Origin of the sequence: Rosistilla ulvae (assembly GCF_007741475.1) — a bacterium.
GTDB classification, from domain to species: domain Bacteria; phylum Planctomycetota; class Planctomycetia; order Pirellulales; family Pirellulaceae; genus Rosistilla; species Rosistilla ulvae.
In genome coordinates, this window is record NZ_CP036261.1 from 6,842,052 (window position 1) to 6,856,859 (window position 14,808).

Annotated in this window: 12 protein-coding genes; 3 read left to right on the forward strand and 9 right to left on the reverse strand. The window is 59.8% G+C overall.

Features of this window, described 5'->3' with window-relative positions:
• Positions 1 to 238: 238 nt before the first annotated feature.
• On the forward strand, positions 239 to 1,690 hold the full coding sequence (locus EC9_RS24145) for a leucyl aminopeptidase (protein ID WP_145348573.1): 1,452 nt from the start codon (positions 239 to 241) through the stop codon (positions 1,688 to 1,690).
• A gap of 395 nt (positions 1,691 to 2,085) precedes the next feature.
• A complete protein-coding gene (locus EC9_RS24150) occupies positions 2,086 to 4,506 on the forward strand; it encodes a DUF11 domain-containing protein (RefSeq protein ID WP_145348574.1) in 2,421 nt (806 codons plus the stop codon).
• A 139-nt stretch (positions 4,507 to 4,645) separates the two neighbouring features.
• Here the strand turns inward: EC9_RS24150 and EC9_RS24155 are convergent, their stop codons facing one another.
• A complete protein-coding gene (locus tag EC9_RS24155) occupies positions 4,646 to 4,987 on the reverse strand; it encodes a PadR family transcriptional regulator (RefSeq protein ID WP_218934398.1) in 342 nt (113 codons plus the stop codon).
• 470 nt (positions 4,988 to 5,457) lie between these two features.
• Between EC9_RS24155 and EC9_RS24160 the strand changes: the two genes are divergently transcribed.
• The gene (locus EC9_RS24160; protein ID WP_145348575.1) at positions 5,458 to 6,066 is read left to right on the forward strand and encodes a DUF5658 family protein; all 609 of its coding nucleotides are present in this window, start codon (positions 5,458 to 5,460) and stop codon (positions 6,064 to 6,066) included.
• Between the two features lie 50 nt (positions 6,067 to 6,116).
• On the opposite strand, the gene EC9_RS24165 is transcribed toward EC9_RS24160, so the two are convergent.
• The 8 genes from EC9_RS24165 to EC9_RS26780 form a co-directional block, all read right to left on the reverse strand.
• The gene (locus EC9_RS24165; protein ID WP_145348576.1) at positions 6,117 to 6,488 is read right to left on the reverse strand and encodes a DUF971 domain-containing protein; all 372 of its coding nucleotides are present in this window, start codon (positions 6,486 to 6,488) and stop codon (positions 6,117 to 6,119) included.
• Positions 6,485 to 7,756 carry a prepilin peptidase gene (locus EC9_RS27205; protein WP_315852303.1) on the reverse strand — a complete coding sequence of 424 codons (1,272 nt, stop codon included), beginning with the start codon at positions 7,754 to 7,756 and terminating at the stop codon, positions 6,485 to 6,487. Before EC9_RS27205 ends, EC9_RS24165 begins: the two co-directional genes overlap by 4 nt.
• A complete protein-coding gene (hemA, locus tag EC9_RS24175; protein ID WP_145348577.1) occupies positions 7,749 to 9,029 on the reverse strand; it encodes a glutamyl-tRNA reductase in 1,281 nt (426 codons plus the stop codon). The genes EC9_RS27205 and hemA overlap by 8 nt, the downstream gene beginning before the upstream one ends.
• Positions 9,026 to 9,940, reverse strand: coding sequence for a cytochrome c biogenesis protein CcsA (gene ccsA, locus EC9_RS24180; protein ID WP_145348578.1), 915 nt, complete (start codon positions 9,938 to 9,940; stop codon positions 9,026 to 9,028). Before ccsA ends, hemA begins: the two co-directional genes overlap by 4 nt.
• 252 nt (positions 9,941 to 10,192) lie before the next feature.
• A complete protein-coding gene (locus EC9_RS24185; protein ID WP_145348579.1) occupies positions 10,193 to 11,995 on the reverse strand; it encodes a hypothetical protein in 1,803 nt (600 codons plus the stop codon).
• Between the two features lie 266 nt (positions 11,996 to 12,261).
• A complete protein-coding gene (locus tag EC9_RS24190) occupies positions 12,262 to 12,582 on the reverse strand; it encodes a type II toxin-antitoxin system RelE/ParE family toxin (protein ID WP_145348580.1) in 321 nt (106 codons plus the stop codon).
• Complete coding sequence (locus EC9_RS24195) at positions 12,579 to 12,836, reverse strand: hypothetical protein (protein ID WP_145348581.1); 258 nt, start codon at positions 12,834 to 12,836, stop codon at positions 12,579 to 12,581. Before EC9_RS24195 ends, EC9_RS24190 begins: the two co-directional genes overlap by 4 nt.
• Before the next feature lie 267 nt (positions 12,837 to 13,103).
• Complete coding sequence (locus tag EC9_RS26780) at positions 13,104 to 14,807, reverse strand: protocadherin (RefSeq protein ID WP_218934870.1); 1,704 nt, start codon at positions 14,805 to 14,807, stop codon at positions 13,104 to 13,106.
• Position 14,808 lies beyond the last annotated feature (1 nt).

The following is a 14,808-nucleotide window of genomic DNA, read 5'->3' on the forward strand; positions in this document are numbered from 1 at the left end:
TGCCTTGACCCCAAACCGCACGGGATACGCTGGCGGCAGGTTTTGATCAACCCTGCCGCCGACAGGCCGACCGTGACGACAGAGTGAGAGTCCGCTAGGGAGCCGGTGGATTGGTCGCGGATTCTCACTCTGTTGTCGGTCGGAACGTTTTTAGCCGTTCCCCTTCGCATCTTGACAGGGCAATCGCTACGCTACATTTGACAACTTCATTGCAAGACGACCAACGAGGAAAACGACGATGAAAATGGCTGCTATTGACGGGATGGTTGAAGATTGTGACGCGATCGTCGTCGGTGTCGACGATGAGGGGAACCTCGACGATGCAGGACAACAACTGGACCAACGACTCTCCGGTTGGCTGGGACGCGTTTTGGCTCGAGAAACGCAGCCGGGCAAACCGATCACCGCAAAATTGTTTGCCGCCCCCGACGCGGGCGATCTCGAATCGATCGTTGTCGTTGGAACGGGCGACCCGACCGCGCGCACCAATGGCCTCGCCTATCGCGCCGCCGCCACGGCGATGCGGATGTTGGCCGACCGCACACGCAAACATGTGGCGATTGGATTTGCAAAGGGTTGGGACGATGACCTGGCCCGCGCCGCAGTCGCGGGGGCTGTCGCCGGTATCCCCGGCCAAGACCTCTATCGATCGGCGACCGGCCTGGTCGAAGCCCGACGCGTCTCGTGGATCGGCGTCAGCGATGCGATCGTGCAAGCGGGCGAAGCGGTCGGCGAGGGGATTTGCATCGCCAAGCGATTGGTCAACGAGCCGCCAAACAAAATCTATCCCGAGAGTTTTGTCGCTCAAGCGGAACAATTAGGCAGCGAATGCGGGTTCGAAGTCGAAGCCTGGGACAAGGAAAAACTGCAAGCGGAAAACTGCAATGCGATCCTAGCCGTATCGGCGGGATCCGATCGCGAGCCGCGACTGGCGATCTTCCGCTACAACGGCGGCCCCGCCGACGAAGCCCCGATCGCTATCGTGGGCAAAGGGGTGACCTTCGACAGCGGCGGCCTATCGATCAAGCCGAGCGAAGGCATGAAAGATATGAAGTGCGATATGGCGGGGGCGGCAACCGTCCTGGGAACGATGGCGGCGATCTCCCGTCTGAAGCTTTCCAAGAACGTCGTCGGCCTGGTCGGACTGTCCGAAAACATGCTCTCGGGCAGCAGTTACAAGCTGGGCGACGTCATCAAAACGCGGAACGGCAAGACGATCGAGATCCTGAATACCGATGCCGAGGGGCGCGTTGTGCTGGCCGACACGCTGGACGTCGCTGTCGAACAGGAACCGAGCAACATCGTCGACTTGGCAACCCTCACCGGCGCCTGCTTGGTCGCGTTAGGGATGGACGTCGCCGGCGTGATGACCAATGACACGTCGTGGTGCGACCAGATCAAGAAGGCTGCCGAACTGGAGGACGAAAAGGTCTGGGAACTGCCGATGTGGGATTTCTACGGCGAGCAGATCCAGAGCAAAGTTGCCGACATCAAAAATGTCGGTGCAGGGCGATGGGGCGGTGCGATCACCGCAGCCAAGTTCCTGGAAAATTTTGTCGGCGATATCCCTTGGGTTCACATCGACATCGCTGGCCCCGCGTTTGCCGATTCGCCCAACGAATGGCGCGACGCCGGCGGCACCGGCGCGATGGTTCGAACCTTGGTCCGTCTGCTGGAACAAGCTTCTTAAAAAAGGCGGAGACCGCAACGTCGGCATCGACCGATTTCCCTGCGACCAGCCGTACCGCTGGCGCAGGCTGCCTCCAATCCTCTTTGCCGAAACCGATCGCCCGACGTCGAACGCCTAAACTTATGGGCTCCTCTCGCTGCTGGCTTCGCCCGCCAGCGGCTCGTCGATCGGATCCTCTCGAAGCCCGAAAACCGAACGCCCCCACGCGTTCAGGATGGGACGCCCCAGTGGGACTCTTCGGCCCCGCGAACGAAAATGCTAGCCCGCCGGCGACACCTCACACGCCCTCTTGGCGAGAACTTCTCCCAATCGGTCTATCGATAGCAGCCTGGATTTGATAGGTAGTGGGTTCAGTCGCAACATCGGCGCATTGTTTGTGAAAGGATTCGAGAACAATGAAACGGCTCGGTACCCGTTTGGGCATGCTGGTCGGCGTGGTTGGTCTAGCTGTCATGGCTATCACGCAGGCTCAGAAAGATTATTCTTCGACTAGCTCGCTAGAGTTCGTCGATCTCAAAAACCAATTAGCTCCACCACGCCCAATCGGAGGCGAAGGGTTCGAGGGTAGTTCGTGGCCTGCGCCACCGGACACTCACATCGTGCGTGGCAGCGACAGTGGCGTTGCGCCGATCGCAACCAGCCCAGCCGCTGCGCCGGCGATCCAATTGGCCTCGCATCAAGAACCGATCGAGGATGGGGCGAACAACGCCCCTCCAAGCTTTTCGATGCCGGTGATCCAGGACAGCAGCGAGACGCCGGAATTCAGCGCCCCCGCATCGCCTAGCTTCGATTTGCCAGCGACCTTGCCAACCGAATCAGACGATTCGCAGATCGGCACGGGAGTCGCAAATGCAGCACCAGCCGCGATGCCAGCCTTCTCCGCACCAAACGCGAGCGAAGCTCCAACGGCCCTGTCGCCAAGCCCTGCCGCTGCTCAACCTCAAACCATCCAGATGCCCGACTCGGCATTTGAAGGGGTCGGCCAAGACAGCCCTGCGGCGACTCCTGTCGCTGCGGCGGCAGCTCCTGCGACGGAACCAGCCCCGACCGCCGACGCCCAATCGGTCATGACCCAGCGTGGCATTGGCATTCAAGGTGGCAGCCCGTTGGTCGACATGCCCGAAGGCTATCAAGCCGAAGCGAGCGGTGCGTCCCCGGCCGCCACCCCAACGCTGACCTCCCCCGGCTTTGACATGCCCAGTGACTCGGCACCGCCAACCGCAGCACCTGCCCCCATGCGTTCGGCAGCACCAGCGCCGATCCAACCCCAAGCCGCCGCAGCGCCAGCAATCCCACGCGAAGCAATCGCGACTCCACCGCCAGCCCCGCGAATCGCACCGGCACCACAAGCATCGATCGCCACGGCCGCACCGATCGCTCGCACCGCCCAACCTTCCGGTCGCCCCGCCGACGCACGCAACGTGTTGGCTCAACCCGGCAGCCGATTGTTGGAAGGTGCCCAAGCGCCCAGCGTGACGATCCACAAACGGGCTCCCGAAGAAATCAATGTTGGCAAACAGGCGACGCTTGCAATTCAAATCCGCAACACCGGCGTCAGCGACGCGTTGAACGTCGTCGTCACCGATGCGATTCCCGAAGGAATGGAATTGATCGAAGCGACTCCCGCACCGGAGATTCAAGGCAAACTGATGACCTGGCAGTTTGGCGATCTGGAGCCCGCTGGCGAACGAACCATCACGCTGCAGATGATGCCACTGACCGAAGGCGAACTGGGCAGCGTGGCTCGACTGAGCTTTGAAGCGGCTGCCAGCGTGCGAACACTCAGCACTCGCCCCGAATTGAAAATCGTCCAACGCGCATCCGAACAGGTGCTGGTTGGACAACAGGTCGAAATCGAGATCGAAGTCTCCAATCCAGGCACCGGCACCGCTTATGGTGTCGTGTTGCAAGAAGACGTTCCCGAAGGCTTGGAACATCCCAAGGGCAAGCAGTTGGATAATCTGTTGGGCGACATCCAGCCGGGACAAGTCCGCCGACAACGTCTGATCCTTAAAGCCGCCAAACCGGGCGTAGCCAACAACTACATCCAATTGATCTCCGAAGATCAGGTCGTCGCCAAAAACGCCCTGCCGATCGAAGTCATCTCGCCCCAGTTGGCGATTCAAATGGAAGGGCCAACCCGGCGATTCCTGGAACGCCAAGCCAAGTACATGCTGCAGATCGCCAACAACGGAACCGCGTCGGCAACGAACGTCGACGTCGTCGCCTACCTGGATCGCGGCCTGTCGTTTGTGAGCACCGAATTCAAAGGTCAATACGACGCGACGCGACATGCGGTCTTCTGGAGCCTAGCCGAATTGCCAGTCGGCGAAGCGGGAGAGGTGCCGTTGGTGCTGTTGCCGATCGAACCGGGCGAACAATTGGTCCGGCTCGAAGCCCAAGCCGACCTGGGAATCCAGGCCCGCAACGAAAAACCGATCACCGTGGAAACATTGGCCGAGATCACGTTCAGCGTGAACGACGATCACGACCCCATCGAAACGAACTCGTTGACCACCTATGAGATCCGAATCACCAACTCGGGATCGCGTGAAGACACCAACGTGCAACTGCAGGTGGCGGTTCCACCGGGGCTGGAATTTGTGCGATCCGACCAACAGGCCCAGGTCGATGGCCGCGGGATCGTTTCTTTCGCTCCACTGCCACGCATGACAGCTCAAGACGAGCACACCTTCCGAGTAACGGTGAAAGGCGTGGCGACGGGAACGCACGTGTTACAAGCGGTGCTGACCAGCGATCAATCGCGTGTGCCAGTAACCAAAGAAGAGAGCACGATGGTCTACGCCGACGAATAAGCCGGTCGCGGCCGTGCTGGAATGTGCGGCGTTGTTCGATCCGAACAACGCGTGCTAATCCGAGCAATGCGTCATGCGATAAGCGCAGCACGGGGCCTGCGCTTATTGTGTGACGTTTTTTTTCGCCACACGAACTCGGCTATGCTTGGACGACGCGATTCACCGCGGCTGAAACGATGTCCCAGTTCGCGATCTCCGCCGTCAGCGCGGTGCTGCCGGTTTGCGTCAAATGATAAAACTTGGCGCGTCGGTTCGATTCGCTCTGACGCCACTCGCTGGTCAACAGACCCTCTTTTTCCAGCCGGTGCAAAGCGGGGTAGAGCGAACCTTCCTCAAGCTTCAAAACGTCGCCCGATTCCGCCTCGATCTGTTTCATGATTCCATAACCATGCGTTGGCGAATCTCTGACAACACGCATGATCAACATGTTCAAAGTACCACGCAACACGCGGCTGTTCGATTGGGGATTACTGTCTGACAACGGAATGTCCTCATTGCGTTTGATGTCCATCGATAACGTACTCAACGTTTTTCCGCGCGTCGCTTTTTTTTAGTTCGTCTCGACTGAACCAGTTACTTAAAATGGTGGTGGAAAGTTCAAGCTAGGTGCACCGAAAAACTAGGCATCATTTTGGCCATACCAACCTATTACCTAGTTTCCATCTATCAACGACTGTTATTCATAGTACCTATCTGCGACGAGCGATAGCCACCAGAAAGGCGCTCACGTACCGCCGAAAGAACCACACCGCCCCCCCGAGATCCTGTAGTTCTCGGAGGCATAGGATAACGTATTGTAGGCGTGTGTCGAATCGGAAATCAAAAACTATAATTAGTTTTCAAATCCGGTAGTGTAGTTCCGTATAGTTATGAATTCAGGAGATCGCAGGCGTGGACGCTTTTCAACAAGCCTGCCAAATTCTGGGGGTTCCTCCAACCGCATCAGGGAGGATGATCGAAGCCGCTTTCCGTCGAAAAGAAGCGGAATATCAAGCCGATCCCGGCAGCGACCCCTGGGATTTCCAGCAGGTCAAAGAGGCTTACCAAACGCTACGCAAACGCGACTCGGCGACGCTCCGCACCGCGACATCAGCCACCACCAAGCCACCATCCCCCTCCACGCTAGCAGCAAAAAAAGAGGAGACGATCCAGTCGGACACCTCGGTGCCACCACGGCCATTCGACCGACGCCCCCCCGAACCGGAGTCGGCAAAAAATCCCCCGCATCTCGTCTGGCAAGCCTTCTTTCGCGAACTGCCGCTGCAACAGGAAACGACCTATTTCCTGCTAGCCAATCTTCTCGATATTTTCATGACCTACGGGCTGCTGAAGTTCGGCGGGATCGAGACGAATCCGATCGCCAACTATTTTTTGCAGCGGTGGGGCTTCGATGGCATGATTGCGTTGAAGATGGGCTCGGTCGCATTTGTCGTCGTCGTGGTCCAACAAATTGCAGTCCGCGATCTAACCAAGGCCCGACGTCTGTTGATCGCTGGCACGGCGATCGTCTTTGCCGTGGTCGTCTACAGCGGCGTCCTGCTGTCGCGCATCCTCCGCTGACCTGAGGCCCATAGCCGTCAGGCAGGAAAGATCTTCCCGCAGCGGAGACTTCAGGACTCCGACGAACCTTTCAACTTGCGCAGGAAATCGAACGTGAACAGCCCCGAATCGTGACCGTCGCTGAACGCGATGTTGTAGGCGTAATTGCCGACCGGACGCATTCCCAGAACAGCCATCGGGCGCGTCTCCTGCGGCGATAGCACAGGCAAAATCAATGGCTTCGGCGGCGGCGACGCTGCGTTCTCATCAGCGGCGTCGCCATCATCGTCTACGGGTTCGGCGTCGCGGCGTTTCTCGCGGCACGTCGCGCAGGGACAGGCGTCGCGCAATTGTCGCGCGGTGAATTCGGTCACCAAGTTGTCGGACCAAGTGATCCGCAATCCGCTAGCAATGCGGGCGATGTCGGTCGGTAGAACGCTCATACGGAAGTCCTTTCATTTTCATCCGATTCCGCATCCGATTCGGAATCCACAAGTGGTTCGCACGCAGCATCGGCAGGAAGCGCGCCGGCAAGCGGTTCAACGACGACGGTTCGCAGGCCGGCCGACAGCAGCAGCACCGCAGCTAACCAGCACAGGATGACGCCTGGTGAATGATCGGGAGCGGGCCACAGCGACCACTGGGCCAGCGGTCGCCAGAATGCCAAGTGCAGCGCCATCACCATGGGGACGACAGCCATCAACCATTCGTACCCACCGCGCGATGGGAACGCGCCGCGGAACAGGATCGCTGCAACGATCGAAACGGCGCAGACCGCGATCAACGCGTGCCACCCCAGAACGATTCCCGGCAGCGTCAGGATGCAAATCAGATCGATCAACCGCGCCGTATCCTTGCCCAACGGATCGAGCTTAGGATCGGCAGCGGGGCAGACATAACGGGCCAACATCCGGGCTAGCACACAGGCCGCCGCGACCGCGGTAATGAGATAAAACAACGCCACCAGACGGCTACCATCGTTCCAGCCCGGTTCGGTTCGCAATTGCCAAGGAACCTGTTGCAAGGGCGGCCAGGCAAGCAGCGGCACGATCGCCAGCGCTAAAAAGAACGTCACCAACCGGCCGGGCAACCGAAACCGATCGACGCGGACCAATGCAAACGCCCACGCGCCGGTCAAGATCGCGATCTGGTAGACGTTGATCGCGATGGTCTCCGCGGTGATGTGTGGCATCCGTAGCGGTCCATGGCCGTGACCGCGAGCGCCGCTAAATGGCAGATTCTCGCCACCGCTGTACAGCCCCAACAGACCGACCAGCATGATCGAGACTCCAACCAACGCTTCGACGATCGGATACCGAGCGGCGATTGGCAACCGGCACGCGCGACAGCGGCCGCGCAGGTTCAACCATCCAAAGACGGGGACGTTGTCGTACGCCCGGATAGGGACCGCGCAAAACGGACAGGCTGAAAATCCATTGATCGATCGGCCGCGTGGCATCCGCCAAGCGACGACGTTTAAAAAGCTGCCGATCGACGAACCGAACCAGAAGAACCAAGCGACGACAAACAGATCCAACAAGCGCGGAACGATCAGATCGCTAGGGTTGTGGTGATGATGGCCGTGCAGGCTGACCGCTGCGATCACGTATAACACAGCAGCGATTGTCAGTCCGCCGACCACGCCGATCAATGGCCAATTCGGATGTCTGCGATGGCGGCGTTTTCGAGGCATCGCGTTTGGGTTATTCATCGTTTAATTGAAACAGTTTCCGCAGCGCATCCAACAGGCCGTGGTTGCCGCCGCTGGCAACGTCGTCTTTCAGTGAAGCCATCGGTGGATGCAACATCTTGTTGACCAGTCGATCGAACGCTTGAGTGACTTCGCGTCGAATCTCATCGCTGGCACCGGCAGATTCTAGCCGCCCGATCAATCTTGCCAACTCATCCTGTTTGACTTGTTCGGTTTGTTCGCGCAATCGCTTGATCACCGGACCAGTCGCGCGGTGGTGCAGCGCCGTGACAAAATCGCGAGTCTCGTCTTCGATGATCCGCTTCGCTTTGGGCCATTCCTTTTCGCGTTCCCGCTGGTTTCGATGGCAGGCGGCTTGCAGATCGTCGACCGAATAGAGGTAGACGCCCGAGAGTTCGCCGATCTTGGGATCGAAGTCGCGGGGGACCGCCAAGTCGAGGATCAACAGCATCCGGCCGTAGCGAGCTTGATGGATCGCGCCAAAACGCTGCACGTCCATGATCGGTTCGGTCGCCGCAGTGGTGCTGACGACCAGGTCGGCGTCGGCCAGCAGATCGTGCATCTCTTCCCAAGCGGCGCTGCGAGCGCCCAGTTCGGCCGCCGCTTCGTCGGCACGCTGGCGATGGCGATTGATCAACCGCACGTCGCGAGCTCCTTTATCGCGCAGATACTGCAGCGTTTCTCGCCCCATTTCCCCAGCGCCGATCAGGACGATTCGCTTGTCGTCCATCCGCTCGAAAAATTCGACAGCGATCTCGCCGACCGCCACGCTGGGAACGCTGACTCGCTTCTTGTGGATCGCCGTCTCGCTGGCGACTCGCTTGGCGACGCGGCTGGCGGTCTGGAAGATCGAATGCGTCAACGGCCCGGCTGATCCCTGCGTGCAGGCCAGCTCGTAGGCCTGCTTCACTTGAGCCAAGATCTGGGGTTCGCCGACGACCATACTGTCGAGGCTGGCAGCGACGGTAAACAGATGCTCGATCGCTTCGTTGCCGTTGCGACAAATCAAATGCTCCATCAATTGGTCCTGAGCCAATCCGCGCTGGTCGGCCAGGAAGTCAATGAATTGAGCCTGCTCGACTCCGCTGTCGTCATCGGTCGCGGTGTAGAATTCGACCCGATTGCAGGTGCTTAACAGCACCGCTTCGGTTTTTGGAAACCTGTCGCGGAACGCATCCAATGCAAGCTGTGCCTGATCTCCCGTGAAGGATAACCGCTCGCGGAATTCGACGTTTGCTTGATGGTGGCTGCAGCCAATCATTTGCAGTTTCATACCGCGCCTCCCTGCTTGGCTTTGACGCCCAGCAGCGTGGCTTGTTCGGTCACCCGCGCCTTGTCCGTCGGTGGCTCGCTGGTCGCGCCATGGTTTGACGTAAACAGCCCGGCCATCGCAAGGACCAGGAATCCAAAGCTAGCCAGCGTGAGGTAAGCGATCTTGCGACCGCGGCGAGCCGGTTTGTAAAACGCTTCGAATAGCGTCGCGATTACTAACCAAATGAACAACACACACGACAGCGCGATTCCGCGATTGGTCCAGACGCTCTCGCCGCTGCGATTCAGATGCATCGCGATTCCGGCAAATAATCCGACCGCCATCAAACAAGTGCTGGTCAGCAGACAGACGCGGTTGACAGTTTGCAACCATTCAAGGCTCGGCAATCGCATCCCCGCGGACGACAACCGCTTGTGCTTCAAACGATACGAATGGACCAGGTAGACGACGCCAGCGACAAAGCCCAGCAGGACCGCGACGGTCACCAGCAGCATCGACCCGGCGTGCACGTTCAACCAGAAACCTGTAGCTTCGTCGCGCGAAAACGGAGGTGAATTGCGGAGCACGCCGGCCAATCCGATCAGGCTCAGGACCAGCGGCAACAGGAAGTATCCGAGCGTCGAATCGGGCCGACGCAACAACAGAATCCCGTAACAGATCGCCACCCCCAGAGCCAGCAACAGCGTCCAGTCGTACCAACTGGCCAACAGGCCCATTCCGCGACCGTCCATCTGTTGGCGAGCGCTCATCGTCAGGTAGGCGACGTGCGTATAAAGTCCCGCCGCCGTGAATCCGATCACACCGGCCATCCGTCCGGGCAGTCGGAACATGCCGCGCGTGATCTCCAGCAGCAGCGCCACGATATAGCTGCCGACAAAACAGGTGACGGTGATCTGGGAAAGGTGTTGCATGGAGGTTTGTCGAGTAACGTCGTTGCGGACCGCGAAATCGAATCGAGCAATCCTGAGCACGTTGGCAGGCAGGCCTTCGGAAAACAACGAAGGTTACCGTAATCATAGCATCCGGCTAAAGAATCGTCGCACCGGGGTGCGATTGCAGCGGATGCAGCGCTTGCGACAACCGCAGCACAACCGCCATAAAACGATCGAACGCGAAGAAATTCCCTGCGACGGCATAGCGCGGCCGCGCAGTCGTTTGCTGGGTTAAGCCGTGTCGCGCTGCTTCCCCGCGCGGACCAAAAACTCGGCATCGGCCAAGATCGGATCGTCCAATTCCAATCGCAGCACCCCTTCGCGTTGCAAGCGGACGATCTCCTGCGAGTGCCGATCGTGAATTTTGCTGGCACACTTCTGCACCCGCCGATTGCTCTGCGTCATCGTGATCACCAACATCGCATAGACCGCCGTCGGCATCACCGACAACAGCACGCTGGTCAACAGCATCGCCAACTCGGGTGCCGGGAATTGCTCCAGATGATCGTGCAGATCGGTCGCCACCGCGGACGAGGCGCGGAAATACTTCGAGTACAGCCCCACGACAGGGCCGGCAAACAGTGCCCAAAAGATCAGTGTGCCGACCAAACCCAACAGCTGAGCCGTCGCGCCGCCGATCGCCCCGCGGTCGATCTCTTCTTCCAAAATCTGTTGCGAGGAATGTTGCAGTTGGTCGATGCCGCGAAGGTGGGCGTGATGCGATTCGTTCGCCATCGCCTGCGGTGCCTGGGCGTTCAGCGGCCCAAGTTCCTGCTGGAACGAACGGATCAACGGGCCCAAGCGATCGCGAACCAGAGCAGCCGAGCGTTCGCGAACGCCTCCCCGCATCTCTGCCTCCATCGATTGCATCTGGCCGATATTTGTCGCCGTCGTCCAGGCCGAACTGATCAAACTGGGCAGGCTGCCCGACAGGCTCAGTACCAATCGGTCCCACGCACCGTGGGTGAGGTTCAACAGCCCGATCAACGTCTTGTAAGGAAACCAGATCGCGGCGGTATCGGTCAGCAGTGCCAGTCGCAACCGCGAACGGATCCCCGCTCGCAGCGATCCGCCACTGCCGACGAGACTGTTCGCGACATCGACAGGCAACCGGTCGGCGGCTTCGTGCAGATGATCGACAGCGCGGACCAGATAGGGCAGCTCGTCGCTGATCATCTCGTGCAGCGATTGTCGGAAGCGGCGATCGGCTGCGGCCAGTCGCGCTCGTTGCCGCCGTTCCGCTCCACCCGCTTCGACCAGCCGAGGCCGCAGCGCGTGCCCGATCGCTTCTCGTGCCGTCCGCGCAATCGAAGCTTCGTCGTCGACCACATCAAAATCATGCACGATCACCGGCGGCAAGATTTCCGATGACGGAGCGGCGGCGTGGATCGCGGCGCAGTAGGCGTCGATGTCGCTGGAGAGTTTGTCGTCGTGTTGGCGGACGATGTTGATCACCGGCAGCACCAACGTCCCCTCGCTGGCGTTGACCAGATCGTGGACCACCTGTGACCGCAATTGATCGCGGCGGACGACAAGGATCTGCACCGATGCCAGCGACAGCGTCTGCTTGGAGATCTCGACGACATGCGGATCTTGATCGGTCGCTCCCGGCGTGTCGAGGATCAAATATTCGACCCCCAGCGGAAACATCTTCTCCGCTTCGCAGTGCAGGTACCGTTCGTAGCGGTCGTTGATATCAGCCGGCGGATAGGGACCGACCCAGGCGATGCGGACTGTCGCTTCGCGGGTTCGATCTCCACTTGGCAACGCCTGTCGCAAGCTGGCATCTTCGATGAACTGACGGACCAACCAAGTCTTCCCCTGCCCGGTTGGACCGACCACGCCGACGATGATCGCATCGGGGGCTCGGGTTTGCAGAATGGCGGCCCGTTGAGCTTCGAAGCGATCGCACAGTTCGAGCACCCGTTCGCCGACTGGGCTGGTCCCCAGCACGCGCGACGCCGCCCGACGAACTCCTGCGACAAAGCGGTCGGGACGTCCAGAGGTCGGTGCGATTTCGTTGGTTTCGTTCATGAAGCTATTCTAATTTGAAGCCCGAGGCTCAGGACGCCGGAGGAAAGAGCGATCGAGCGGCCCCACCTCGCGGGTCAGTCAGTGGGCATGATAACGCATGGTCTCTATCCCGCCGACCCAGTCCACATTACGCCATCGACCGGGACGCAAAATGCCTCCGAAGGAATCGCAGGTAATAGCCGGGGAAGTCCCCCTTCATGCCTCCTTTCTGCTGCCCCATTCATGCGAGGCGTTTCGGATCCGTGCGGAATTGGAACGAGAATGAATCAAGCGTCGTCCGGAGTGATCGCACGTTGCGCGGCACGGCGAATTGTGAGAACGCGAATCTCGGCACCCTCGATTGTGAAAATGGCCCGGTATGTTCGCTTTTTCCCGCCGACCAATTTTTCGCGTAGCTCATACGGAAATGCATCGTTCTCGGCAGCCAGACCGTGGCTTTCCGGAAACGCCAGCAATTCGTTCAACTGGTCGTAGACAGAGTCGTACCACGTCAAGGCTTCGTCGAGTGAATGGTTTTCAGCCCACCAACTGGCGTTGCGAGTGATGTCGTCGCGAGCTCGATTCGTGACGTTCAGCCGAAAACTCACTGCTTGAAGCGGGAAATCAAATCTTCCCGCCCGTGACGGTGAGCTTCTTCAGCCGGCTGCATTCGACCAGCTTCCATGTCGTTGATACCGGCCTGGATTTCCGCGTGGTCGTTGCGTGAAATGGCTTCGCGCATCTGCAGCATGACTTCTGCGTCAATGATGAAGAAAGTCTTGTCAACGCCGTCACCCTGACATTGCACGCCATTGGGATGCAGGAGTGCCTGCTCGGTCAATTCACGCGAGAGTTTTATCATGCCCGAAGTATACCACAAACTTACGAAAGCAGGCCATTCCTAGCGGTGATAGCTCTCAGGGCCTGGGGGCGTATGGGGCATCCCTGAACTGTGTGTTCTTGGGTGGGTGCGGGGAGCACTCTACCTAGGAATATGGACTGTCCCCGCTTTTTACCCGCTTTTCAAAAAGTCTGCCGGTCGTGGGCCAGCGGATATCGCTTTGCCGGGCATATCGCACTTTGGAAAAGTGGATTTGCCTTGGTCTCGCAAACCGCAGCCGCGCGAAGACTAAGATGTTGGCGAACTATCTGCGTCTGCCGAATCTTGGTCTTTGTTCTTAAGCCGAACGAGAAGATACTGCTCCGTTTTGCCGTCCCCAATGTGAACCAAAGCGGGAGCTTCGTCTTTCGTCAAGTTGTAAAGTCCGGTCTCGATTAAGTTCGATTGATTGTCGCCGACTGTAAATGCAACTTGTTGAGTTTTCTTGTCGACGGCACCTTGGATCACCATCGTTTTACCGGTCTTGGTGTCGGTGTAATTCCCGCGAATCACACCTTGCTTATTCACCGCCAGTTGGATCGTAACGATCGCGTTTGTTTGACGATTCTTGGTCAGCGCGAACACTCCCAGTGGCAACCAGTCGCCGTCGGACGGAGCCTTGGCTGTGGCACCCGACTTCGCCAGTTCGGTTGCCTGCGCGTAATACTGCTCTGTCGTTCCAGCGTCCTGGCCATCAACATACACATTGTTATTTTCGTAGGTGATGTTGTTGCCGTAGTCGTAATACACCGGTGTCGTTGGATAGTAATCCATCCATGCGCCGACGGATGCCCAAGAGGCTGCTCGCCAAGCGGCGCCGGTAGCCCATCCAGCCGCGAACCAGGCTCCGGGATGATCGGTATACCATCGTCCGCCGTAGATGTCCCAGTGGTTGTAATTGGTGCGAACTCCGACCGCTGTCGTGTAGCGATTCGATGGGGTTACTCGTGCAAATCCTGCTGCCGCACCGGCTGGGCCGGCGACGACTCCCCGCGCTGCCGCACCGCCGTTGGGACCTCGCACCGCACTGCCTGCTGCAACTCTTCCGTTCGGGCCAACCGCAGCGCCCCGCGCTGCCGCACCGCCGTCGGGGCCTCGCGCCGCACTGCCCGCTGCAATTCCTCCATTGGGTCCAACCGCAGCGCCTCGCGCTGCCGCACCGCCGTCGGGGCCTCGCGCCGCGCTGCCCGCTGCAACTCCTCCATTGGGGCCAACCGCAGCGCCACGCGCCGCCGCTCCACCGTCAGCACCTCGCACTCCACCCGCTGTAGCGACGCCGCCATCGGGCCCCACACCTACGGCGCGGCCTGCCGTATTGCCTTGCGGGCCCGTTACCGCGACACCTGCTGCATTGCCTCCCCGCGGTCCTTCCGCCGTACCGTGATTAACGTCAAAGTTGTCACCAGGCTTTCCGCCTAGGCTGTGTAGACCGTCGTCGGATGGAAGGCCAAGAAATCCACTGAGTTGGTTTCGAGTTGGCGCGGAGAATCGATTGCTCCCAGCGTCTTGCCCTCCAGCTCCGCGGCCACCCAAGCCACTCGCACCGCGACCTAATCCTGTTCCGCCAAGCCCGTCAGCGCCTAGTCCACCGCCACCAAGACCACCGCCACCTAGTCCACTGCCGCCTAGTCCACTGCCGCCAAGTCCACTGCCGCCAAGTCCACTGCCGCCAAGTCCACTGCCACCAAGTCCACTGCCACCAAGTCCACTGCCACCAAGTCCGCCGCCTAGACTACCGCCGCCAAGTCCGCCGCCTAGACCGCTGCCGCCAAGTCCACCGCCACCGCCTCCATGTCCGCCGCCAAAGCTACCGCCGCCGCCGAAGCCACCACCTCCATGTCCACCGCCGCCAAAGCCGCCGCCGCCACCTCCGAAGCCGCCGCCATGCCCACCGCCAAAGCCGCCGCCGCCTCGGCCGCGCCCCCAGCAATCAGCCAGTGGCAATGAGAACATC

Coding starts and splice junctions, on each gene's coding strand:
- EC9_RS24145 (WP_145348573.1), top strand. CDS start 239: ATGAAAATGGCTGCTATTGACGGGATGGTTGAAGATTGTGACGCGATC.
- EC9_RS24150 (WP_145348574.1), top strand. CDS start 2,086: ATGAAACGGCTCGGTACCCGTTTGGGCATGCTGGTCGGCGTGGTTGGT.
- EC9_RS24160 (WP_145348575.1), top strand. CDS start 5,458: ATGATCGAAGCCGCTTTCCGTCGAAAAGAAGCGGAATATCAAGCCGAT.
- EC9_RS24165 (WP_145348576.1), bottom strand. CDS start 6,488: ATGAGCGTTCTACCGACCGACATCGCCCGCATTGCTAGCGGATTGCGG.
- EC9_RS27205 (WP_315852303.1), bottom strand. CDS start 7,756: ATGAATAACCCAAACGCGATGCCTCGAAAACGCCGCCATCGCAGACAT.
- hemA (WP_145348577.1), bottom strand. CDS start 9,029: ATGAAACTGCAAATGATTGGCTGCAGCCACCATCAAGCAAACGTCGAA.
- ccsA (WP_145348578.1), bottom strand. CDS start 9,940: ATGCAACACCTTTCCCAGATCACCGTCACCTGTTTTGTCGGCAGCTAT.
- EC9_RS24185 (WP_145348579.1), bottom strand. CDS start 11,995: ATGAACGAAACCAACGAAATCGCACCGACCTCTGGACGTCCCGACCGC.
- EC9_RS24195 (WP_145348581.1), bottom strand. CDS start 12,836: ATGATAAAACTCTCGCGTGAATTGACCGAGCAGGCACTCCTGCATCCC.
- EC9_RS26780 (WP_218934870.1), bottom strand. CDS start 14,807: ATGTTCTCATTGCCACTGGCTGATTGCTGGGGGCGCGGCCGAGGCGGC.